This window comes from Rhodococcus sp. IEGM 1305, assembly GCF_030058635.1.
Taxonomy (GTDB): domain Bacteria; phylum Actinomycetota; class Actinomycetes; order Mycobacteriales; family Mycobacteriaceae; genus Rhodococcus_F; species Rhodococcus_F opacus_D.
Genome location: NZ_JASHKX010000001.1, coordinates 547,242 through 569,874, shown reverse-complemented (window position 1 = coordinate 569,874; position 22,633 = coordinate 547,242). Strand labels below are relative to the sequence as shown.

Genomic DNA, 22,633 nt, shown 5'->3' with positions numbered 1-22,633 from the left:
CGGTCACACAGCGCGCTGCTTCTCCCTCAGTCGGCCCGAGATGGTCGTTGCTGCCTGCTGGACGGCGAGCACAGCGTGCTGGACGTCGACATCGCGGCGCTCGTTCTCATCCCAGGCGACACCCACACTCCCCAGGGCTGTCTTCTGGTCGGTGAGAATTGGTGCCGCGACGCCGTAGACGCCGGGGTTGAACTCCCCCACGGTCAAGACGTAGCCGTCTTTCTTGATCTCACCCAGGTTCGCGCGGAAGGCGCTCCACGTGCTGCCCAGTCCGGCGTTCTCAATTTCTTTGCGCTGGCGAGGGTAGATGGCTTTGAGGCGGTGATGCGGGAGGTACGCCAGGATGACCTTCGACACCGCTCCTTGGAACAACGGGCGCCGCTGCCCGCGGCTGAACCGGTTTTCGGGGCTCAGCGGGGCGCGGCACTCGCCGACGCACAGGACCGAGTCACCGTATGCAGTACATAGAAGAGCCGAGTGCCCGATTTTGTCCACCAGATCCTCGAGTACGCCGTGGCTTGCCAGGAGTAGTGGGTCCGTCACGCGCATCTGCAGGTCCATCTCGATGATCCGCGGGCCCAGGGTGTATTGACCATTGCGCACTGCGTTGAGCAGTCCCGCGTCGTGCAGGGTCTTGATATAGCGGTATCCCGTCGATCTGGAGGTCTCCAGAGCCTCGATGATGGCGGCTGTCGACCATACGGGCTCTGCTTCGGTGAACAGCTGCAGGATGTGGAGCATCTTGGCCAGGCTGCTCGCGCTGTCCGGAGTGGCTGTCACTGCGCCGGCGCCATTCGGCGTTTCGAGTCCTCTCATGACGTGAGTCCACATCCTTCTCTTCGTGTGGCCCGGCTCGGTGTATGAGGCCATGACGTTGGTGACACCAGTGCGGAGCTTGCTGATTTCCGATGGCAGTGTGAGGCCGATGATAGTTGTAGGGCACCTTCCCCTCGTGCAGCGCCTCGGCGCGTTGCTGGTTGCTGGTTCAGGTCCTCAGCGCTAGGCCCGCCTCACGCACGGCATCTCCGGCCGGCAACGGGAACATCGACTGAGGAGAGCGGATGGTCCCGAATCTCAGGGCCTGAGCGGCGCCGAATGCCCCGCTCAGCCCTGAGGGATCACGCTCCGGCCTTTCTCTCGGCCGCGGCCAGCGAGCTATGTCCGCGGGACCGCCATGTACTTGTACTCGAGGAATTCGTCGATGCCCACGCGTCCGCCCTCGCGGCCCAGACCCGAGGCCTTGACGCCGCCGAACGGCGCGGCGGGGTTGGACACGATGCCCGTGTTCAGGCCGACCATGCCGACCTCGAGGGCCTCCCCCACTCGGAAGCCGCGGTCCACGTCCTGGGTGAACAGGTAGCCCGCGAGCCCCCACGGGGTGTCGTTGGCTATGCGGACGGCCTCCTCCTCCGTGTCGAACGGGACGACCGGAGCCACCGGACCGAAGATCTCCTCGGTCATGAGGTCCGCGTCCGCTGAGACGTCCGAGAGGACGGTGGGCGAGTAGAAGTAGCCCGGGTGGTCCGGCCGGTTCCCGCCGCAGACGACCTTCGCGCCCTTGTTGACGGCATCGTCGACGAGCTCCTGGACCTTCCGCAGGGCCTTTTCCTCCACGAGCGGGCCGACGTCGGTGCCCGGCTCGGCGCCGTCCCCGACCGATAGCGAGCCCAGCCGTGCGGCGAGTCGGCGAGCGAACTCCTCGGCGACGGGCCGCTGGACGAAGATCCGGTTCGCGGCCGTGCAGGCCTCGCCCATGTTGCGCATCTTGGCCGCGACCGCCCCTTCGACAGCACGGTCCAGGTCGGCGTCGGCGAAGACGATCAAGGGGGCGTTGCCGCCGAGTTCCATCGACGAGCGCATGACGTGCTGGGACGCCTGCTCGAGCAGGCGGACGCCCACCTCGGTCGAACCGGTGAAGCTGATCTTGCGGGCGATGCCGCTCGCCATCCAGGGCGAGACCACCGAGGATGCCTTGGTCGTGCACACGACGTTGACGACGCCGGCGGGGAGCCCGGCCTCGACCAGGATGTCCACGAGCGCTAGGGAAGAGAGCGGGGTGAGGTTGGCGGGCTTGAACACGACCGTGCAGCCGGCCGCGATGGCCGGTCCGATTTTGCGTGTGCCCATGGCGAGCGGGAAGTTCCACGGGGTGACGAGTACACAGGGGCCGACGGGTTCGCGTGAGACGAGGATGCGGTTCTTCCCGTCGCCCGTTGTCGTGAGGTCGCCGCCGATGCGGACGGCTTCTTCGGAGAACCAACGGAAGAATTCGGCAGCGTAGGCGACCTCGCCCTTGGCCTCGGTGAGCGGCTTGCCCATTTCCGTGGTCATGATGAGGGCGAGCTCGTCCTGTCGCGCCATGATGATGTCGTAGGCGCGGCGCAGGATCTCGCTGCGCTCACGTGGAGCTGTCTTGGCCCAGTCCTTCTGTGCGCGGCCTGCGGTTTCGATGGCGCGCAGTGCGTCCTCGGGGCCGCCGTCGGCCACGGTCGCGATGACTTCCTCGGTTGCCGGATTGACGACGTCGAAGCGGGCACCGGACGCGGCTTCGCTCCACTGCCCGTCGATGAAGATGCCTGTGCTGACTTTGGCGATGGCCTCGCGTGCTCGCTGTGAGGTACGGAGGTCGCTGTCGGTGGTGGTCATGGGAGTTCCTCTGTTTCCTTGGTGTGGCGGGCTGTGGTGGTGGTCGGGGTCGGGCTGGTGGTTGTGCCCGGGTCGAGGATTTGAGCCAGGTGCAGGCCGGGTCTCGAGGGATCGAGCTGGTCTACCTGTCTGGCGCACGAGAAGCCGTCGGTCAGCACCGCAGCGCTTTCGTCGGTGGCCCTGAGTGCGGGGGCAAGCGCGTTCTCTGCGACCTGCATGCTCACGTCGTAGTGGTTGGCTTCGAAGCCGAAGTTCCCGGCCACGCCGCAGCAGCCATTCGCGTCGACGACGTTGCGCACGCCGGCCGCTTCGAGCACCGTCCGCTGGGCCGCAGCTCCGAAGACCGAGTACTCGTGGCAGTGCGTCTGGAGCACGGCCTGTTCCGGCGGAGGGCTTGCCGGGGACGGTTCCCAGCCTGCGGACACTCGTTCGGCGACGTGCGCGGCGAAGCTGCGCACGCGTGCGGCGACGCGCTTGGCCTGCTCGGTGTGGACGAGTTCGGGGAGGTCCTTCCGGAGCGCGGCCGCGCAGCTCGGCTCAACGACGACGATCGGCCGGTCGGTACCGTCGTCGAGCACCTTTGCGGCCTTGGAAAGTAGCTTCTTCGCGGTACCGAGCTGACCCGTGGAGATCCATGTCAGGCCGCAGCAGGCGTCGGGCGAGCATTCGACGACGTGTCCGGCGTCGGCGAGGACGCGGGTGGCCGCGCCCGCGACCTCGGGCCGGAAACCGCGCGTGAACGTGTCCACGAACAGGACCACCGAGTCCGTGCTGTCGGTCTCGCCTGCAGCATGGGCGCCAGCGTCGGCGATCTCGCGCCGCCACTCCCGCGCGCCGGCGAACCGCGGAAGCGCGCGCTTGGTAGTGAGCCCGCCTGACGCTGCCGCAACCTTGCCCAACGGGGTCGCGAGGACGGCGTTGACGACGACGGAGAGGCGGCCTGTCAGCTTGAGCCAGCGCGGGAGCCATCCGAGGGAGAAGTGCGCGAGCGGACGCACGCGGCCGCGGTAGTAGTGGTCGAAGAATTCCGACTTGTATGTGGCCATGTCCACCCCGGCTGGGCAGTCGGTCGAGCAGGCCTTGCACGACAGGCACAAATCCAGCGCCTCCCGGACCTCCTCGGATCGCCAGCCCTCCTCGACCGTGCGCGCGCCGCGGACCATGTCCTGCAGGACGCGGGCACGGCCTCGCGTCGAGTCCTTTTCGTCGCGCGTGGCGCGATAGCTCGGGCACATAACCCCGCCGCTGTCCGCGCGGCACCGGCCCACGCCGATGCAGCCCTGGGCGGCGTGTACCCACGGATCCGTCCCGGCATGTGCCGGGTGTAGGTCGAAGCTCGTGCGCCATTCGCGCTGCGGCACCCCCGCGAGAGCGAGGTGCGCGTCCATGGGATCGGGCTCGGTCATCGAGCCTGGATTCAGGATGCCTACGGGGTCCCACAGACGGCGGCACTCGGAGAACGCGGCCATCATCTCGGGCGAGTACATGAGGGGCAGAAACTCGGACCGAGCCCGGCCATCGCCGTGCTCACCGGACAGCGATCCGCCGTGCCGGACCACGAGTTCGGCGGCCTGGCGGGTGAACGTGCGGAAGACCTCGCGGCCTTCCTCGCTGCGCAGATCATAGGTGATGCGGATGTGCATGCAGCCGGCCCCGAAGTGCCCGTACATAACCCCGGTGAGCTCGTGCTCGGCCAGGAGTTCGCGAAGGTCGGCAAGGTAGTCAGCAAGCTCGTCGGGGGCGACCGCCGAGTCCTCCCAGCCCGGCCACGACTCACCCCCCGACGCCAGACGGGAGGACAGTCCCGCCCCATCTTCCCGGACGCGCCAGAGCGAGGCGCGTTCGGCGGGGTCCGCGGCCGCACGGCCGTGCACGAGCCGCCCGTTCTCTGCCAGCCGTGCGAGCAGCCGGTCCGCCTGAGCGCGCACCGCCTCCGTGTCGTCGCCGTCGAGGTCCACGAAGAGCCACGCCCGTCCCTCGGGCAGGCCCAGGACGGAATCGGGTCCGCGACGGTGCCGCATGGTGGCGACGATGGCCTCGTCGGTGCCCTCGACGGCGGCGGGTGAGAACTCGAGGATGGCGGGGATGTCGCGGGCGGCGTCGACGACGTCGTGGTAGCCGAGGCAGACCAGGAGCGCGGTCGCCGGCTTCGGCACGAGCTTCATGCGGGCGCCCACGACTATCGCCCACGTTCCCTCGGAGCCGACGACGGCGCGTGCGATGTTGAACTTCCTCTCCGGCAGGAGATTCTGGAGGTGATAGCCGGAGACCTGCCGGGGAATGCGGCCGAGTTCGAGGCGGAAGGTGCTCAGGTTCTCCTGGGCGAGCCGGGCCAGTGACGCCGAGAGGGTCTCCGCTCGGGTGATAGAGAATGAGTCGGCGGGATCGGTTGCCCGCAGGCCCGTCTCGGTCGCCGTCAGCCGCGCGCCATCGGACGTGACGAGGTCGATTTCCGCCACGTGGTCGGAGGTGCGGCCGTAGCGCACGGAGTGATTGCCGCATGCGTCGTTGCCGATCGCTCCACCGACCGTGGCGCGGTTCTTGGAAGAAGGGTCGGGCGCGAACGTGCAGCGACCGCCGGTGGCGCGTTCCACCTCGCGGGACAGTGCCGCGAGGACGACGCCGGGTTCGACGTCGACCGTCCCGGCCTCCTCATCGAGGGCGAGGACGCGATCCATATGCCGCGAGAAGTCCAGGACGAGTCCGGGGCCGATGGCGTTGCCGGCCATCGACGTTCCGCCCCCTCGGGCGATGACCGCGGTGCCGCTCGCCCGGCACGCCATGACGGCGGCCACCACGTCGTCGACGGTGCGCGGAAACGCGACCGCGAGCGGTTCCACGCGGTAGTTGGAGGCGTCGTAGGAATACTCGGAACGCCGCCGCGGCGACGCGTCCGCGGAAACCCCTGCCTCCGAGAGTTCTCGGAGCAACCCCGTCGCCGGATTGCGTACCTCGATGACGGCCCCGTCACCAGTGTCCACCGGTGCGCCGTCGACAGGGTTGCGCTGGTGCAGAACTTCGGGGTCGTGCAACACCGGGCGGCTGACGGAATCGGTCATGGGATGAGTCTTTCTCGTAGAGACAGGCAGTGGCCGGTGAGCGCAACACGGGGCTGTGTGTGCTCCGTGTTGCCTCGTGTCGACTCAGAACGTGTGCAGAACCGCGCGGAAGAACTCGGTCGGCTCGATGGCCTCGACGGGCACCGGACCCTCATTGGCCAAGAATTCGTATCCGGTTTCGGGACCGTACTTCTCGCCGCCCGCCGATACCTTGCCGTTGAGCTGGAACAAGATTTCGATGGAGGGGTGCTGGCCCGCCTGGTACACGGCGCCGGCGTCGAGGCGCAGGAATCCGATCCGGAGGTTGCGTTCGGTGAAGCTTCCCAGCCACTTCTCCGAGACCCCCGCGTCGCCCTGCTGCGCCCAGTCGTAGGCCTGCGGGTTCATCGCGATGACATCGGTGTATCGCGGAGTTGCGAATTCGAGCTTGCGCCCGGTGGCGCGCTCGAAGATCGCCTGCGAGCCATCAACGGTCTGGGGCACGCCGTTGGCGTCGGTGTAGTGGTACAGGCCTTTCTTGAATTCGCCGGTCTTGTTCAGTTCGGCGTTCACCGCCTCGCGTTGGGCGACACTCAGATAGCCGTTACCGCTCGCGCCGCCGGCCTGCAGAACCAGGGTGCGAAGACCCTCGGCGCGCTCCTGCGGCCCGTAGTGGACACTTTCCGGGAAATACCCCACCCACCCTTCCTCGAGGAAGTCGGTCTCGCTGTAGGGCAACCTTCCACTGATGACGTAGCGGATCTGGTCGAAATCGTGCCGATGGCGAGGGGTCCGCCAACCACCACCGCCCGTGTAACCCATGTTCAGGTCGTAATTGTTGGGCGAGCCATCTTCACCAAACAGCAGGTGCTTCTGGTCGAGCTTTCCCTCACGCATGGTTCCGACTCGTTCACTGCCGGTCTCGGATGCCGTGCTTACACGCATCTCTTGCTCCTTCACAAAGTCGATGTCATCCCGCGGCAAGGCCTAGGGGCTGCGGCGTCTCGCCCGCTGTCGTTCCTGCATCAGTACAAGGCGACAATTGACAATATCTCATATTGCGGGATATTGTCTACATCAGTTGGCCGAGACGGTTTCGCCCCTCACCCACTGCCTGCCCACCACGACGCGATGCACGAGGATCGAACATGACGACGACAGCACTGACTCACACCCCCCAGGACTCCGGCGTGCCGGCGTCGGCACGGGATTTCAGCGTCGAGGAGAGGGTTGTGATCGTCACCGGTGCCGCCCAGGGCATCGGCCGCGAGCTGGCGCGTCAGTTCGCCGCGGCCGGAGCTGTTGCCGTGGTGGCCGACCTCGACATCGACAAGGCGGACACGGTCGTCAAGGAGATTCATGACGCCGGGGGCGTCGGTGTGGCCGTCAAGGTGAACGTGGCCGACGAGTCGTCCGTTGTGGCGATGGTCGACACCGTCATCGAACAGTGGGGCCGGGTCGACGTACTGATCAACAACGCGTCGATCTTCGCGACCATCGAGAAGGGGCCGTTCGATCAGATCCCGGTGGCGCAGTGGGAACAGGTGTTGAAGGTCAACGTCACGGGTAGCTACCTGTGTGTTCGGGCGGTGGCCTCGCACATGCGTACGGCGGGTTTCGGCCGCATCATCAACATCTCATCCGATGCGGTGACCCGCGGCGTCGGCAACTACCTGCACTACGTCACCTCCAAGTCGGCGCTGATCGGGATGACCAACTCCCTGGCGCGCGAGCTCGGCGGTCACGGGATCACCGTCAACTGCGTCCGACCGGGCATGGTGGCCACGGAAGTCGAGCGCGCCGTCAACCCCACCGTCGAGGGCCGTGAGCGCGCGGCATCACAGCAGTGCATCCCGCGAGGAATGGTCCCCACCGACCTCGTCGGCATCATGTTCTTCCTGGCCACACCGGCGTCCGCGTTTATCACCGGCCAGACGATCGCTTGCGACGGCGGCTACACCCACAGCAGTTGACCCACCGGACACGCCACCCACAGTCTGAGGAGACCTCGCTCATGAGGCAGTACCCGCACCTATACATCGACGGTCGATGGACTGCACCGACCGAGCCCCGCGAAATTGAGCTCATCGACCCCACCCGCGAGGAGGTCTTCGCTCGGGTGGCTCTGGGGAGCGCTGCGGATGTAGACCGCGCGGTCGCCGCGGCCCAACGCGCGTTCGAGAGTTTCTCCACCACCTCGGCAGCCGACCGAATTGCGTTGATCGACCGCATCATCGACGTATACGAGTCGCACATCGATGAGTTCTCCGAGTTGATCGCGCGCGAGGTCGGCATTCCCGTCAGCAACCGCGCTCAGGTCACGGGCCCGGCCGAACACATGAGGGTGGCCCGGGACCTCCTGCGCGAGTACCCCTTCGAGGCTCGGGTGGGCGGCGCTATTGTCCGTCGTGAGCCGGTCGGCGTCTGCGCGCTCATCTCACCGTGGAACTGGCCGATCCAGACCGGCGTGATCAAGCTCATCTACGCTCTGGCCGCCGGGTGCACGATTGTCGCCAAGCCCAGTCTCAACTCCGCCGCCAGCGGCGTGCTCTTGGCTCAGGTGCTGCACGAGGCCGGTGTGCCGCCGGGCGTGTTCAACCTGGTGAGCGGCACCGGCCGCGAGGTGGGCGACGCGTTGTCCCACCACCCGGGCGTGGACATGATCTCGTTCACCGGGTCCACCGGCGCCGGCAAGGTGGTCGGCGCCGCCGCCGCAGGCACCGTGAAACGTGTCTGCCTCGAACTGGGCGGAAAGTCGGCCAACATCGTGCTTCCCGACGCAGATCTGGAAAAGGCCGCGCGCTGGAACATCCAGCGCTGCTTCTTCAATGCCGGCCAGTCCTGCCATGCCCCCAGCCGAATGTTGGTGCACGAGAGCCAGGTCGAGCAGGTGGCGTCCTTCCTGGTCGACGAGGCACAGCGCTTCCGCCTCGGTGACCCACTGGAGAGTTCGACGACCATGGGCCCGGTCGTCAGTGCCGCCCAGTTCAAGTCGATCAGAGACCACATCCAGAGCGGTCTCGACGAGGGCGCCTGCCTCGTCACCGGCGGGCTCGAGCGCCCTGACGGTCTCGACCAGGGATATTTCGTGCAACCCACGGTGTTCACCGGCGTCACACCGGACATGACGATCGCCCGGGAGGAGGTCTTCGGCCCCGTTCTGGCCGTCCTGACCTACCGTGACGAGGACGACGCCCTGCGCATCGCCAACGATTCACCCTTCGGGCTCGGCGGCTACGTCTTCGGCGGCCAGCGTGAGAATGCCCGCCGCGTCGTGAACGGTCTGCGTGCCGGACGCATCAGCTTCAACGGCGCCGCCACGGATTCGTACACCCCCATGGGCGGTTACAAGCAGTCCGGAATCGGTCGCTCGATGGGCAGGCTCGGGCTCGAAGAATACCTCGAAGTCAAATCCGTGTACGGATTCGAGGACGAAGCGCAAGCCTTGCCGACTCTGTTCGGCTGAAGACACCCCAAGTCGGTCAGGAGCCCCCCAGAACATGAACAACGTCGCCACCCCCCTGCTTCGCAATCCCATGAAGGAAAAGTTGTCCAGGGGTGAGCCGGTGTTCTCGATGACCGTCCGACTCGTGCGGACCGTCGACATCGCCGCCATCGCCCACACCGCAGGTTTCGACTCCATCTACATCGACATGGAACACAGCAGCTTTCCCCTCGAAGCCGCGGGTCAGATCTGCATGGCCTGCACTCACATTGGCGTCACTCCACTCGTCCGCATCCCCGGCCTGGACCCGTTCTTCATCGCCAGGGTCATGGATGCCGGCGCCATGGGGATCGTCGTACCCGGCGTGCAGTCCGCCGACGAGGCGCGCGCCGCGGTCCGTGCCGTCAAGCATGCGCCCACCGGTGAGCGCTCCCTGGCGGGAGCAGCACCCCAACTGCTCTACCGCTCCCTGCCCGCCGATCAGACCGTCCGTGAGCTCGACCAGGCCTCCATGGTGGTGGCGATGATCGAATCCCGGGCCGGGGTGGAGGCGGCCGACGCCATCGCGGCAGTGGACGGCGTGGACATCGTCCTCGTAGGTGCGAGCGACCTCAGCGTCGAGTTGGGTGTCGCGGGACAAGTCGATCACCCCCAGGTGCACGAGGCGTTTCTGCACGTCATCGACGCCTGCCGAGCACACGGGAAGACCGTAGGCATCGGTGGAATGGGTGGGCGGCCGGATCTTATCGACAAGTATCTCGCACTCGGCGCCGGCTACGTCTCCACCGGCAACGACATCTCATTCCTCAGCGCTGCTGCAGCACAGAAGCGTCGGCAGTTCGCCTGATCGCCACACCACGGAACAGGAAGCACACATGAAAATCTGCGTATATGGCGCAGGCGCCGTAGGCGGGCACATCGCCGGACGGCTCGCTGCTGGTCAAGCCGAGGTCTCGCTGATCGCTCGCGGTGAGCAGCTGGCCGCGATCCGACAGCATGGGCTGCGGGTGCAAACCCGTGACGGAGAGCTGGTCTCTCACCCGGTCGCCACCGACCGGCCCGGCGATCTGGAGTCACAGGACATCGTGATCGTCGCGGTCAAGGCCCCGGCCCTGCCCGCCATCGCCGAACACGTCGGTTCCCTGCTCCACCAGGACAGTTTGGCGCTGTTCGTCACGAACGGCATTCCCTGGTGGTACTTCCACTCTCACGACGGAGCCTTGGACGGCACCCAGCTGGGACGGCTGGACCCCGAACAGGCGCTGTGGAACCACATCGGTCCCGAGCGGGCCGTGGGCGCCGTTGCCTACACCGCGTGCAGCGTGGTCGCACCGGGAGTGGTTCGCGCCGGGAACCCCCGTAACCGCCTGATCATCGGACGCCCCGACGGCCAGCCTGACGAACGGCTCGACACTCTGGCCTCGCTCTTGAACCCCAGTGGCCTGGAGGCCACCGTCACGGAGAAGATCCGTGATGCGGTCTGGGCCAAACTGCTGATGAACCTGATCGGCGGCTCGCTGGGCGTCCTCAGCGTCTCACCCATGAAGGATGTCCTCGACAAGCCCGCCGTCGCCGGCACCGCCAAGGCGATGGCGGCCGAGGGCGCCGCCATCGCTCGCGCCCTGGGCTGCGACCCAGGCGATCCCTACGAGGGTCTGAGCAAGCTGGCGACGTCCAGCCACCTGCAGAGCATCGCGCAGGACCTGCAGGCCGGTCGGCCCCTCGAGATCGACGCCATGTTCCGTGTTCCCCTCGATCTGGCCGAACTGGCACAGGTCCCGACCCCCAACCTTGACCTGGTGATCGAACTGGCCACTCAGCGGGCCCGCGCCACGGGCCAGTATCACGACACCAGTAGATGACATCGCAACGGGCTCCGGTAGCAACCCGCAGATCGTGTGGCTCATCGACGGACTCCCAACGGGTTTCACTCCGAACCGTAGCCAGAACCGAATCAGCGGGCGACGCTGGCCAGTGCCTGGACCTGCTTCCGGGTGGTCGTGGCCGACCCGGAGTCCCCGCAGCGGCTCGGATCGACGCCTTCCTGACTTCGGCGCTCGCCGCGAGCCCCGACCACCATCGCAATGCTCGAGCGCGGCGTGACATACATAATTTGACGGTCAGGGCGAGAGCGTCTGGCGCTCCACTTATTTCTCTCGCTTCGGCGAGGAAACTTCCGCGGCTTCCGCACCGATCAGACGTGAATTCCCATGAACCCTCGTGAGTATCGGCAACGGCGCCAGAGGCGTCGCGCCGCTCGGATCGAAGCCCACCGCAAGCGGAACCATCCTGACGCCGAGGCTGAGCACCTCATCGAGTTCGCCATCAGGTGGGCGCCATTTGGGGTCGCTCATGAGGAGGAAGTACTTGTGCACTTCGGAATGACAACGCGCCGGTTCATTGAGCGATTGTGGCAGGTCATTCCTGAATCGAACTGTGTCCATGACGAGATTCGCATTTTGGCGAGCGCATACCCGCACCACTGCCGAACCGGCGGCCCAGGCGGCTGACTGTCCCGGCTCGCGACAACTTGACCGTCACACTACTTACCCCACTTCGCACTAGGTCATTGCTGACCATGTCGTCTGCCGAGAACCCACCCACCGAAAGCTGGAGCACTGTGTCGCATTCACGGTCCTACGGAACCATCGCACCGGAAGTAGCTCGATCGTGGTTGCTCACGGCCGCGTCCCAGCGCGAGACCTTCGACGATGCCGCGCAATCCGGCGCGGATGCCGTCATAATGGACCTCGAGGACGGCGTCCCGACGTCAGAGAAACCACAAGCACGGGACAACGTCCTGACCTGGCTGTCCGGCAGCTCCGCATGGGTGCGCATCAACGATGTCACCACACCGGACTGGGATCTCGACGTTGCCGCCCTGGACGGTTCCCCGGGCCTGTTGGGTGTCGTACTGTCGAAGACCGAAAGCCCCGAACACGTTCAAGCGACGAGCGAGCGGCTGCCCGGTACCCCGATCGTGGCGCTCATCGAATCCGCCCTCGGCCTGGAACGAAGCCTCGGCATCGCCGCGGCAACCGGCGTCATCCGACTTGCGTTCGGCAGCGGAGACTTCCGGCGAGACACCGGGATGCGGTACGACCCTCTCGCACTGGCCTATCCCCGTGCACGCCTGGTCGTGGCCAGTACCGCCGCCGGCATCGCGTCACCGATCGATGGTCCCAGCGCGCGCGATTGCCACGACCTTCCCGCGGATCTGCAACCGGCGATTGCCACGGGAATGACCGGCAAACTCGTCCTCCGTCCCGAGCAGGTGGACTGCATCAACTCGCATCTGAGCCCCTCCCCCGACGAGATCGAGACCGCCCGGTCGGTCATCGAACTTCTCGGGGCCGACGGCGTCCGCATCCGCGACGGGTCGGACCGCCCACGACTGGCAGAGGCGCAACGCGTCACCCGGCTCGCTCAGGCGCTTCGGATCTGAGAGCGCCACGTCCTTGTAGTCGTCTCTGCCGGGACGGTGCCGCTCGCTAGCCGATTCCCACGGAAATGGTGAATGGCGGGGTGAACGGGTCCACCAGCAACGCCAAGGCCGTGCCGTTCGGCGTCTACAAGAACAGCGGCGTCGGTCGCGAACGCGGGCTGCAGGAGATCTACTCGTATACCCCGTCGAAGTCGGTCGGGACTGCCCCCGCCGCAGCTGGCCTATCCCCTTTCACTGCACCAGGCAGACAGACTCACGGTGGGACTGGCCACGCCGGTTCTGTCGAGCGCGGACAACGCCCCAGGCACCAATCCCGACCGTCACGAGCAGGCTCGCCGACGCAGCCACTGGAGTCATCCCGCCCAGTTCATAGGCGACGGGCGCGATGACTGCACCAACCGACCCTCCCATGAACACCCCGACCATGAACAACGTATTGGCCCGAGCTGCACTGTTCTCGTTGGCCGCCAGCACACGACTCTGGTTCGACGTCTGTACCGCCTGGTTGACCAACGTGACCACAAACATTGTCAGTGCAAGCCCCACCAAGACGTAGGCGTCGAAGAATGCGGAGATGCAGGCACACAACAGAACAACCAGAGCCACACCTATGACGGGAACAGGGCCGAAACGTTCGATAGCCGGACCGAATAACGGAGTGACCAGCGCCGCCGACAATCCCACGAACCCGAACATCCCCACCTGCAGAATGCTCCAGCCGTACGGTTCAGCGGTCAGATGCAACACGCTGACCGTCCAAAACATGTTGAATACGGCGAACACGAGAAACTGAAGGACCGCCGACTCGATGAGTTCGGGGCTGCGAGTGGCCAAACGCAGCGTGTCGCTCAGCAACGCGCGATACTTCGCAGACGGCGCCGACGGCATCCAGGCCACGTCGAGGGCTCTCCTGGTGAACGGAACAGTCGCAAGCACCATGCCCGCGAACAACAGGACGACGAACCGCCATCCGATCGAGTCGGAAAGAACGCTCGAAACGATGCGACCGCCGAAGACCCCGAGTAGCAATGCGCCCACCATCGTTCCGGTCGCCGTCGCGGCTTTACCCTCCGGCGCGAGTGTGCTGACCGCGGGAATGAGAACCTGGGCGATGTTCGCGACCAGTCCCGCCGCGAAGAAGCTCGCCGCGAGACCTATGATGGACGGCATTGCTGCACAGCACATCAACGTCGCGGCGAGCGCGAGCGATTGGACGGTGACCTGCCGACGAGGGTGCACTCGGTCGGCCAGCGGTACGAACAGGAAGATGCCGCAGGCGTAACCGATCTGCACCGCTGTGGCCACCGAGGCAGTCGCGATCGCAGGAGCACCAAAACTCGTTGCCATCGCGGTCAGCAATGCCTGAGGAATGTAGATGACGCTCACTGCGGTCGACGCCGAAACGGCGAGAACGGAGAGGGCCAGGCCCCAAGTTCTGCCTTGCTGTGACGGCGTCGAACGTGCAACTGCCTTCATCGAGCCACTCCTCAACCTCGTATACGACGCCCGTGGTCGACATACGCGCCAGGGCCACTGCACACCGGTTTCTCGTCAACATTGACTTCGGATCTCAGGGCGGATTCAACCGGTCGTCGCAACACCGTGCCGTGAGGCACGAGTGTACCTGTACGGCAAAGACTTCCGCTGGAGTTCTCCAACGTGCACTTTCCGGGGGCGGTTGTTGAGCGCATCGGCGACCGCCTGAAGCTCACGGAAGTTGTATCGGGACAGATCAGTTCCCTTCGGAAAATATTGTCGCAGCAGACCATTGGTATTCTCATTCGTTCCGCGCTGCCATGGACTGTACGGATCACAGAAGTAGACACGGATACCGGTTGAGGCGGTCAGCTCGGCATGACGCGCGAGTTCCTTTCCGCGATCCCATGTCACGGATCTGCGTAGATGCTCGGGCAGCGGTGACAGCGTCGCGGCCAGAGCATCACGAACGGACTCCGAACCATATCCGGACAGCGCCGGCCCGTTCTTCACCATCGTCGCTGTTCCATAGCCTTTCAGTCGCGGCAGGTGTAGTAGGCGAGATCGGCCTTCCACTGCGCGGTCGACGCGCGATACTCGAGCTTGCCATTGCGGGTGGCGGCGTTCCGCCACAACTCTCGCGAGATCGTCGACGGTGACCGTCCGATCCGGTCAGCGATGTCGCGCATACTCATACCCTTGGCTCGCAGCAGCGCGATATCCTCACGCTCGGTGAACGACAGGTATCTCCCCGAGACCGGGGTCAACTCGATCGGTGGCATCCCACTAGCCTGGCGGAACCACCGTGTCCCCACCGGCCCCGACACGCCGCATGCGGTCGCTGCGTCGTCGCTCGTGAGACCCTCGGCGATCCGCGTCCAGAATGCCCGCTCGAGATCTCGGCGTATCGGAGGTCGTCCCGGTGACCGCATCACCGCACGCCCCGTCAACGCTGCCGCCCACCCGGGTGGTCGTCCCATCCCACACCTCCGTTATCGAGGTGTTGCTTCCACCGGTTGAGCCTGGTCAGCTCCCGAGCGGAAAATTGATTTCTCATTAACGGAGTTTCGCTCAGATAGGAGTCAGTACGTTCTGCAGCGCGCGCGATGGCGTCGGTCACGTTCGGGGTATTCGAGGTGCGACCGATGGCGCGGTCGGGACGCCGCTGCCGGTGGCCGATTCGATCGCAGCCTCCACTCGCCGATCCTCGTCGTACAGTCCGGAGTGACCCTCCATCGGTGCGGCACTGGCAACGGCCCCGAACGGACTGCTGACGCCCTCGTGCCACCGGACTGGGCGGCAATCACGTCGAGCACATGCTGTTCACACCTAGTTCTCCAGGTGCGATATCAGTGGAACGACCGGCCCCCGTCTGCTGCAAGCGCACTTCCGGTGACATAGGACGATTCCGAACTTGTCAGAAAGAGAACGGCACGAGCGATCTCGACGGGCTGCGCCAGCCGGTTGAGGGCGTAGTTCCCGACGTTCTGACGTTGGCCGTCGGCCATCGCGGTATCGACCATGCCGGGACACACGCTATTGACCCGCACCTTCGGTGCCAATTCGGCGGCGAGTGCCCTCGTCAGGTTGAGCACCCCACCCTTGGACGCTGCGTACGCAGTGAGCTCGGGTGCATTGGCCAGCAATCCTGCCGCCGACGCAATGTTCACCGCAGTTGCGTTCTCTTCCTTCAACAACCACGGGATACAGCTACGCAGGACGATGTACGTGCCGGTCAGATTCACCTCCAGAACATGCCTCCACGCGTCAGCCGGGACGTCGGTGATTGCGCCGCGGAACATGATTCCTGCCGCGTTGACCACCCCGTCGATGCCGCCAAGTGCGGTTGCCGCCGAATTCACGGCGTCGGCGACGGCGTTCTCGTCGGTGATGTCCACCACGAACCCGTGACCGCTGGTGTGTTCGGCGGCCTGCTGGAGACCGCCCTCATCGCGATCCAGAAGGGCGACCGACGCGCCCTCGCTCGCCAACAATCGGGCCGTAGCCCGTCCGATTCCCGACGCCGCGCCGGTGACGACGATACGGCGTCCGAGAAGACGACGAGTCGGGGCCGACGACTGGTGCTCCGGTGCTTCCGACAAAGTTTCGGTCATAATTTTCCTTTTCCGTAGTATCGACCGTCAGCGCATCACAAAGGCATTCGCCGGCGCGGTGTCGTCCGTCGAGAGCACAACGCTCTTGGTCTCCAGGTATTCGTCCACCGCCTCGATTCCGTGCTCACGACCCAAACCCGATCGCTTCGTTCCGCCGAACGGCACCATGTAGCTGTAGGTGCGGTAGGTGTTCACCCAGACCGTTCCGACGCGTAGCGCTTTCGACATGCGCAAGGCGCGCCCGACGTTCTCGGTCCACACACCCGCCACGAGCCCATAGGCCACATCGTTGCCGAGCGCGACGGCGTGCGCCTCGTCGTCGAACTCGATGATCGACAGCACGGGCCCGAAGACCTCTTCCCGGGCAATCCTCATGTCGTTGGTGACGTCGGCGAAGATTGTGGGCTCGACGAATTGGCCGCCCCGAAGATCCGGATCGGAGGCAGGCTTTCCGCCGAGAAGCAGACGGGCACCGTCGGCCTTCGCGATGTCGATGTAGTCCAAGACCTTCTGATACTGCGGCGGTGTCGCGATGGGACCGACGTTCGTCTGCGGGTCCATAGGGTCACCCAAACGGATACCCTTGGCGATCGCGAGCACTTTGTCGGTGAATTCATCCTTGATCGAGCTGTGCACCAGCAGACGTGAACCTGCAGAACACATCTGGCCCGACGCTCCGAAGATGCCGGAGACCACTCCCGTCGCAGCCTTCGCCAGGTCCGCGTCGTCGAAAACGATGTTGGGAGACTTGCCACCCAGTTCGAGCGAGACTCGCTTCATGGTGCGTGCAGCTGTTTCGTAAACCCTGGCCCCGGTGATATCCGAGCCGGTGAACGTGATCTTCGCGATGTTCGGGTGTTCGACCAACGCGGTGCCCGCTTCGTGCCCAAGGCCGGTAACGACGTTGAACACCCCGGGCGGCAACCCGGCTTCCTTGGTGAGCTCGGCGAACTCCAGCGTGCTCGCGGAGGCGAACTCCGACGGTTTGACCACCACTGCGCAGCCAGCTGCAAGCGCGGGAGCGCATTTGACTGCCGCGAACCACAGCGGCGAGTTCCACGCCGTGAGCGCAGCAACGACGCCGATGGGTTCCCGATCGGTGAAGGCGACCGAATTGGACTTCTCGATGGGGATCGAGGATCCCTGAATCTTGTCGGCCAGGCCGGCGTAGTAGTACCAGACCTCCGAGATGGACGCGAGTTGGCCGTGCATCTCGGCAAGCAGCTTTCCGTTGTCACGGACCTCGATCTCGGCCAGACGCTGGGCGTTCTTCTCGATGAGATCGGCGATGGCGCGCATCGTCTTCCCGCGTGCCGATGCCGACATCGTCGCCCATGGGCCCTCTGCCATCGCGCGATTCGCCGCGGATACCGCACGGTCCACATCGGCCTTCGTGCCGCGCGGGATCCTTGCCCATTGTGTCCCCTTGTACGGGTCCACGGAGTCGAGCCACTCAGCGCTGGCCGGGTCGATCCACTCTCCGTCGATGTGCAACTGGTACTTCGTCACTAGACGTCCTTCTTCGTTCGTTTACGTTGTGCTGTAGTGAAAGCGGATCTATCGAGCGAGTGCTGCACCGGGCTTCTTCGTTGCGGGCAGAGCCTCGGTCGTGAAGTCGGCGAGGTCGAGGTGTCGCCCTTCCTGCATCGTGGAGACCGCGTAGGCGGAACCGATGATCACGACCAGGGTGAACACCAGAACCAAATTGGTACCTCCGACAGCAGCTAACGCTGCTGCGATGAACGGCGCAGGCGCAGAGAAGATCAGGTTCGCGAAGGTGTGTGACATGGCAGCACCCGAGAACCGAACCTCCGTCGGGAACTGCTCTGCGAACATCGCCGGCTGTGCGCCACTGAGGAACTGGATCGAGGACAGTACGAGAGTGATGATCGATCCGGTGAGCACGGGGTTGGGCCCGGGCAGGGTGAAGAACAGCAGCATGCCGGTGAAGCACCCAGCGAGCCCCAGGAGGAAGACCGGCTTGCGACCAATCCGGTCGCACACCACGCCTCCGGCAATGGCGAAGAATACCGATACTCCGTTAGCGACCATCAGGATCACCAGCGCTGTCTGAGACGACATGCCCGTCTCACGGGGCAGGTAGCTCAGTCCATATACCGCGACCAGGTAGAAGCTCAGCGACGAACCGCCCCATGCAAGGGTCAGCAAGGCAACTTTGCGAGGATGCGTGGCCAGGACTCGCAGGCCTGTGCTGCGAGGCTTCACGACGCGCTCTTCGATATCCTTGTTGACGACGAAGGCGGGTGTCTCCTCCAGCTTCAGCCGGATGAACACGGCGACAACGACAATGATGACGCTTCCGAGGAACGGCACACGCCAACCCCAGGATTCGAACTGGTCTTGCGTCAAAGTCGCACCCAGCACCACCAGCGCAAGATTCGCGAGAACCTGGCTGACGGGCGAGCCCATGACGATGAACGAACCCAGCAAACCTCGACGGCTCTTGTCGCCGTGTTCCATCGTCATCAGCTGATTGCCGATCGCCTCACCACCGAGTGAAAAGCCCTGTACAAAACGTAATCCGACGAGCAGAGCGGCGATACCGAAACCTTGTCCAGTCGGTAGTACGCCAATCAGAATCGACGAGCCACCCATCAGGACGAGCGTGGTGAACAGGATCGGTTTACGCCCGATGCGGTCACCGAGATGCCCGAACACGATGGCGCCCACGGGTCGAGCGACGAACCCGACTCCGAACGTGGCGAAGGATGCCAATAACGCACCAGTCGAACCCAACTCATGGAAGAAGAGGATCGGGAACAACGTGGCGGCAAGCGCCCCGTACACCGCGAAGTCGAAGTACTCCAGCGCCGACCCCAGCGCACCGCTCACAACGGCACGGATTTCCATGGGGCGGGAAGGCTTGCGCTTAGCGGCTTCCGCCGACTGCTCCGGCGGTAAGGCTGAGGTCATGTGGTGCTCCCAGATCTGTGTCGTCGAACCGAGGGACGGTGCAGTTTCAGATGCGACCAATTTCACAATATCTCGCAGTATGAGACTTGGTCAACAGCAAAAGGGATGGTTGCCGCGCAAAAGATCGACCCGGATCCGATATTCGGATCTGAGAGGCGAGACGAGGTTGGGTGTGGGGATTCGCAATTCGGAGCCGAGGCAGTCTGATCAGTTTGAATCGACGGAAACCGACGCGTCGAGGCGTCGATACCACGTGTCTAGCACCCAACAGCTCAGGCCACAGTGGCGAACTGCCCTGCAAGTTGCTTCTCCACGAGGCGATCGGAAATAGTCGGGGCGTCTGCCTGACCACGGCGATCGCGAGTTCGACCTCGACATCCCGTCGAACATTTCGTCCCATGCGACGCCGACGCTGCCCAGTGCGGCCTTTTGATTTGGTGAGGATCGGAGCACTGTAGACGCGAGGGTTGAACTCCCCTGGGTCAGCACGTAGCCGTCTTCGCGTCGACGCGGGTAGACCGGCAGATGAGCCAGAATCAAGAGATCGGTCGACGAATCTGCACATTCATTTCGATGACTCGCGATCTCACCGAGTACTGTCCGGTGCGCACGGCTGTGAGCAAAGCATCATGCAGGGACTCGATGTTGCGATACCGGACGATCGTGAGGCCTCGAGCGCCTCCAGCGTCGCAGCTGTCGGCCAGACAGGCTCGATCTCGGTGACCAGCTCGAGGAGCAGAGCATTTTGGACAGGCTGCTCGCTCCGGAGGCATTCTCACGTCGTCGACACCATTCGGTGAATGGGATCCTCCACATCCTTCTGTTCGCGACCGGCCGGGCCGACCTCTCGACGACGGGACGGTAACGACGTCCCGGCCGAGCACTTACGAGGTGGTCCCATCACGAAATGCAGACCGGCCCCGCGTGCGTGACGCACCCGGGGCCGGTCTGTATTTGTCTGATCGTCACAGTTCGATGTAGACGCTCTTGCTGTAGAGGTAGGTGTCCATATGTGCAGCACTCCCCTTGGAGCCGTACCCACTCAGCCTCGTTCCACCGAATCCGACCAACGGATCGATGTAGCCGTAACAGTTCACCCACATCGTGCCTGTGTGCACGCCGTGGACCACCCGAAGCGCAGAGGACAGATTTTGTGACCACACCGCTCCTCCGAGACCGTATTCGCTGTCGTTAGCGATGGCGATGGCCTCGTCCACGTCGTCGAACGGCAGAATCGACAGAACTGGGCCGAAGATCTCTTCGCGAGCGATTCGCATCTCGTTGGTCACGCCACCGAAGACGCTCGGCTCCAGGAAGTATCCGTTCTCGAGCTCCCCCTCGAGCCGTTGGCCGCCGCAGAGCAGTTCGGCCCCTTCGTCTCGGCCGACGTCGATGTAGGACAGGACCTTGTCCAGCTGGGGTTGGGAGATGACCGGGCCCAGCGTGGCGGCGGCGTCCAGGCTGTGCCCGACCCGCAAGGTTTTCATGAACGCCAGCAGCCGCTCGGTGAACTCGTCAACGATGGGCCGCTGAACCAGCACCCGAGTGCCGGCGAAACAGATCTGGCCGGAGTTGGCGAAGACCCCCATCGCGGCTCCCGGTACCGCTTTGTCCAGGTCCGCGTCCGCACACACGATGTCCGCCGACTTGCCGCCCAGTTCCAGCTGCAATTTCTTTATGTTGACGGTGGACGCCTCGATGATGCGGCGGCCGGTCTCGGTCGATCCGGTGAACGCGATGCGGTCGACGTCGGGGTGAGCCGCCAGCGCATGGCCGGCTTCCTTGCCCAGGCCGGTGACCACATTGACTACTCCCGCCGGCGTCCCGGCCTCGTGCAGGATCTCGGCGACCCGCAGCACCGACAGCGAAGCATCCTCGGACGGCTTCAGCACGGCGGTACACCCGCTGGCCAGAACCGCGCCGATGATCCAGAACTGACTGTTGAGTGGACCATTCCAGGGAATGATTCCGCCGATGACCCCGACCGGGGCCTTCAACGTCATCGTGGTGACATTGCCGGGGATGCCGTTCATCAGGGTCTCACCTGAGATGTTGGCTGCCTGTGAGGCGAAGAACGACAGCATCTTCATCAAGGCGGGCTTGGTGTTACGCAACCGCGAGACCGGCGCACCCATGTCCATGGCTTCGATGTGGATCAGTTCCTCGAATTTCTCGTCGAGGACCTGGGCGATACGCGTCAGTAAGGCCTGCCGCTGGTAGGGGGTCCAGGTGCTCCATGGACCATGGAATGCCTTGCGTGCAGCGAGGACCGCGCGATCGACGTCGGCTTGCTCGCCGGCAGCAAGCCGCGCCAAGACCTCACCGGTCGACGGATTGACGGTGGTCAGCGTCTGCCCGGACGCGGCCGGGACGCGCTGGCCGTCGATGACGAGCTGCTGCACGTCGCGGGACAAAAAACCTTGGGCCTGCTCGCACAGCGCGAAGTTCTGCTGGGATATGGTCACTGCTTTCCTCTCACCTGACCTTCGACGATCCGTCAATCGAAGATGAAGACGCCTTTGCCGATCTGGCGTCGATCGAACAGCTCGTAGGCCCGCTCCGCCTCGTCCAGCCGGAACTCATTTGTGAACAGCGACTCCACGTCCAGGCCACGCTCGGCCACGAAGAGGGCACACTCCTCCTGCAGGTTCTTGCTGAAGGTGAGCGACCCGAGGACGGTCTTCTGCAATTGGATGAGTTCCTCGCTGTCCAACTCGATCGTGCCGAAGACTCCGACCATGCATGCGGTTCCCCAGCGGCGGAGTGCCTGGACCGCCTGACGACGTACGGTGGCGTTGGCGCTGCATTCGATGGACTTGTCTGCGCCTTCGCCGTTGCGGGTCAGCTCACGAACAGCGACCACGGGGTCCTGCTCTCGTGAGTTGACGATGTAGTCGGCGCCGAACTGTTGGGCCATCTGCAGCCGCGAGGGTTCGACGTCAAGGGCGATGACCCGAGCACCGAAGGCCTTGGCCAACATGGTGCAGCTCAGGCCTACGGGCCCCTGCCCAAAGATCGCCACGGTTTCGTCGGCGGACACACCGGCCCTCTTGATCGCCCCGAAGGCTGTCCCGGTGCCACACGAGATGGCCGCACCGGTCTTGAACGAGAGTGCGTCGGGCAATTTGATGAGCGTGTGGGCGGGAACCATCATGAAGTCCGCATGTCCACCGTCGCCATCCAGCCCGCCGTATACCGTGCGTGCGTTCGGACAGTACTGGGTCCAGCCTGAACGGCAGTACTGGCAGGTTCGGCACCCGTCGTAATGGTGGACCATGACCCGGTCTCCGACCTTGGCCTCACTGGGTCGTACGGCGTCACCGATATTTTCGACGACTCCACACGGCTCATGACCTTCGATCACCAGCTGGGATCCGGTGCGCAGCGGGCCGTGGAGGTGATTGAGGTCGCTTCCGCACATGCCGGAGGCCTTCATGCGGATCACCACTTCGTCCGGCCCGGGCTTCGGGTCGGGGTACTCCTGGATATCGAGCTTGCCTTCGCCCAGAAATACAACAGCTTTCATGTCAACGCT

General features: G+C 64.7%; 17 protein-coding genes and 2 pseudogenes. 6 read left to right on the top strand and 13 right to left on the bottom strand.

The window, feature by feature from the left end; genetic code table 11:
• Positions 1-3: 3 nt before the first annotated feature.
• From QM693_RS02610 to QM693_RS02590, 5 genes and pseudogenes are all read right to left on the bottom strand, one after another.
• On the bottom strand, positions 4-816 hold the full coding sequence (locus QM693_RS02610; RefSeq protein ID WP_283351276.1) for an IclR family transcriptional regulator: 813 nt from the start codon (positions 814-816) through the stop codon (positions 4-6).
• A gap of 42 nt (positions 817-858) precedes the next feature.
• Positions 859-985, bottom strand: a pseudogene (locus tag QM693_RS02605) (IS481 family transposase); the annotation flags it as partial.
• A gap of 170 nt (positions 986-1,155) precedes the next feature.
• Entirely contained in the window at positions 1,156-2,646 is a 1,491-nt protein-coding gene (locus tag QM693_RS02600; RefSeq protein WP_283351275.1) for an NAD-dependent succinate-semialdehyde dehydrogenase, read from the bottom strand.
• A complete protein-coding gene (locus QM693_RS02595; protein ID WP_283351274.1) occupies positions 2,643-5,705 on the bottom strand; it encodes an FAD-binding and (Fe-S)-binding domain-containing protein in 3,063 nt (1,020 codons plus the stop codon). Before QM693_RS02595 ends, QM693_RS02600 begins: the two co-directional genes overlap by 4 nt.
• A gap of 84 nt (positions 5,706-5,789) precedes the next feature.
• A complete protein-coding gene (locus tag QM693_RS02590; protein WP_283351273.1) occupies positions 5,790-6,629 on the bottom strand; it encodes a hypothetical protein in 840 nt (279 codons plus the stop codon).
• 203 nt (positions 6,630-6,832) lie between these two features.
• Between QM693_RS02590 and QM693_RS02585 the strand changes: the two genes are divergently transcribed.
• From QM693_RS02585 to QM693_RS02570, 4 genes are read left to right on the top strand one after another with little or no spacing between them, the layout of a single operon-like run.
• Positions 6,833-7,657, top strand: a complete 825-nt coding sequence (locus tag QM693_RS02585) for an SDR family NAD(P)-dependent oxidoreductase (protein WP_283351272.1) — start codon at positions 6,833-6,835, stop codon at positions 7,655-7,657.
• 41 nt (positions 7,658-7,698) lie between these two features.
• The gene (locus tag QM693_RS02580; protein WP_283351271.1) at positions 7,699-9,150 is read left to right on the top strand and encodes an aldehyde dehydrogenase family protein; all 1,452 of its coding nucleotides are present in this window, start codon (positions 7,699-7,701) and stop codon (positions 9,148-9,150) included.
• Between the two features lie 34 nt (positions 9,151-9,184).
• Positions 9,185-9,976, top strand: a complete 792-nt coding sequence (locus tag QM693_RS02575) for an HpcH/HpaI aldolase family protein (RefSeq protein ID WP_283351270.1) — start codon at positions 9,185-9,187, stop codon at positions 9,974-9,976.
• 28 nt (positions 9,977-10,004) lie between these two features.
• Entirely contained in the window at positions 10,005-10,991 is a 987-nt protein-coding gene (locus QM693_RS02570; protein ID WP_283351269.1) for a ketopantoate reductase family protein, read from the top strand.
• A gap of 92 nt (positions 10,992-11,083) precedes the next feature.
• Here the strand turns inward: QM693_RS02570 and QM693_RS02565 are convergent, their stop codons facing one another.
• Entirely contained in the window at positions 11,084-11,239 is a 156-nt protein-coding gene (locus QM693_RS02565) for a hypothetical protein (RefSeq protein WP_283351268.1), read from the bottom strand.
• Positions 11,240-11,339: 100 nt separating this feature from the next.
• Between QM693_RS02565 and QM693_RS02560 the strand changes: the two genes are divergently transcribed.
• Together QM693_RS02560 and QM693_RS02555 are read left to right on the top strand one after the other, a co-directional pair.
• Positions 11,340-11,639, top strand: coding sequence for a hypothetical protein (locus QM693_RS02560; protein ID WP_283351267.1), 300 nt, complete (start codon positions 11,340-11,342; stop codon positions 11,637-11,639).
• 110 nt (positions 11,640-11,749) lie between these two features.
• Entirely contained in the window at positions 11,750-12,574 is an 825-nt protein-coding gene (locus QM693_RS02555; protein ID WP_283351266.1) for an HpcH/HpaI aldolase/citrate lyase family protein, read from the top strand.
• A gap of 231 nt (positions 12,575-12,805) precedes the next feature.
• Here the strand turns inward: QM693_RS02555 and QM693_RS02550 are convergent, their stop codons facing one another.
• From QM693_RS02550 to QM693_RS02520, 7 genes and pseudogenes are all read right to left on the bottom strand, one after another.
• Positions 12,806-14,050 carry an MFS transporter gene (locus QM693_RS02550; protein ID WP_283351265.1) on the bottom strand — a complete coding sequence of 415 codons (1,245 nt, stop codon included), beginning with the start codon at positions 14,048-14,050 and terminating at the stop codon, positions 12,806-12,808.
• A gap of 94 nt (positions 14,051-14,144) precedes the next feature.
• A pseudogene (locus tag QM693_RS02545) lies at positions 14,145-15,030 on the bottom strand (IS30 family transposase).
• 369 nt (positions 15,031-15,399) lie between these two features.
• The gene (locus QM693_RS02540) at positions 15,400-16,164 is read right to left on the bottom strand and encodes an SDR family NAD(P)-dependent oxidoreductase (RefSeq protein ID WP_283351264.1); all 765 of its coding nucleotides are present in this window, start codon (positions 16,162-16,164) and stop codon (positions 15,400-15,402) included.
• Between the two features lie 27 nt (positions 16,165-16,191).
• Entirely contained in the window at positions 16,192-17,673 is a 1,482-nt protein-coding gene (locus QM693_RS02535; RefSeq protein ID WP_283351263.1) for an aldehyde dehydrogenase, read from the bottom strand.
• 48 nt (positions 17,674-17,721) lie between these two features.
• Positions 17,722-19,098, bottom strand: a complete 1,377-nt coding sequence (locus tag QM693_RS02530; RefSeq protein WP_283351262.1) for an MFS transporter — start codon at positions 19,096-19,098, stop codon at positions 17,722-17,724.
• 965 nt (positions 19,099-20,063) lie between these two features.
• Positions 20,064-21,563 carry an aldehyde dehydrogenase family protein gene (locus tag QM693_RS02525; protein ID WP_283351261.1) on the bottom strand — a complete coding sequence of 500 codons (1,500 nt, stop codon included), beginning with the start codon at positions 21,561-21,563 and terminating at the stop codon, positions 20,064-20,066.
• 32 nt (positions 21,564-21,595) lie between these two features.
• The gene (locus QM693_RS02520; RefSeq protein WP_283351260.1) at positions 21,596-22,624 is read right to left on the bottom strand and encodes a zinc-dependent alcohol dehydrogenase family protein; all 1,029 of its coding nucleotides are present in this window, start codon (positions 22,622-22,624) and stop codon (positions 21,596-21,598) included.
• Positions 22,625-22,633: the final 9 nt, after the last annotated feature.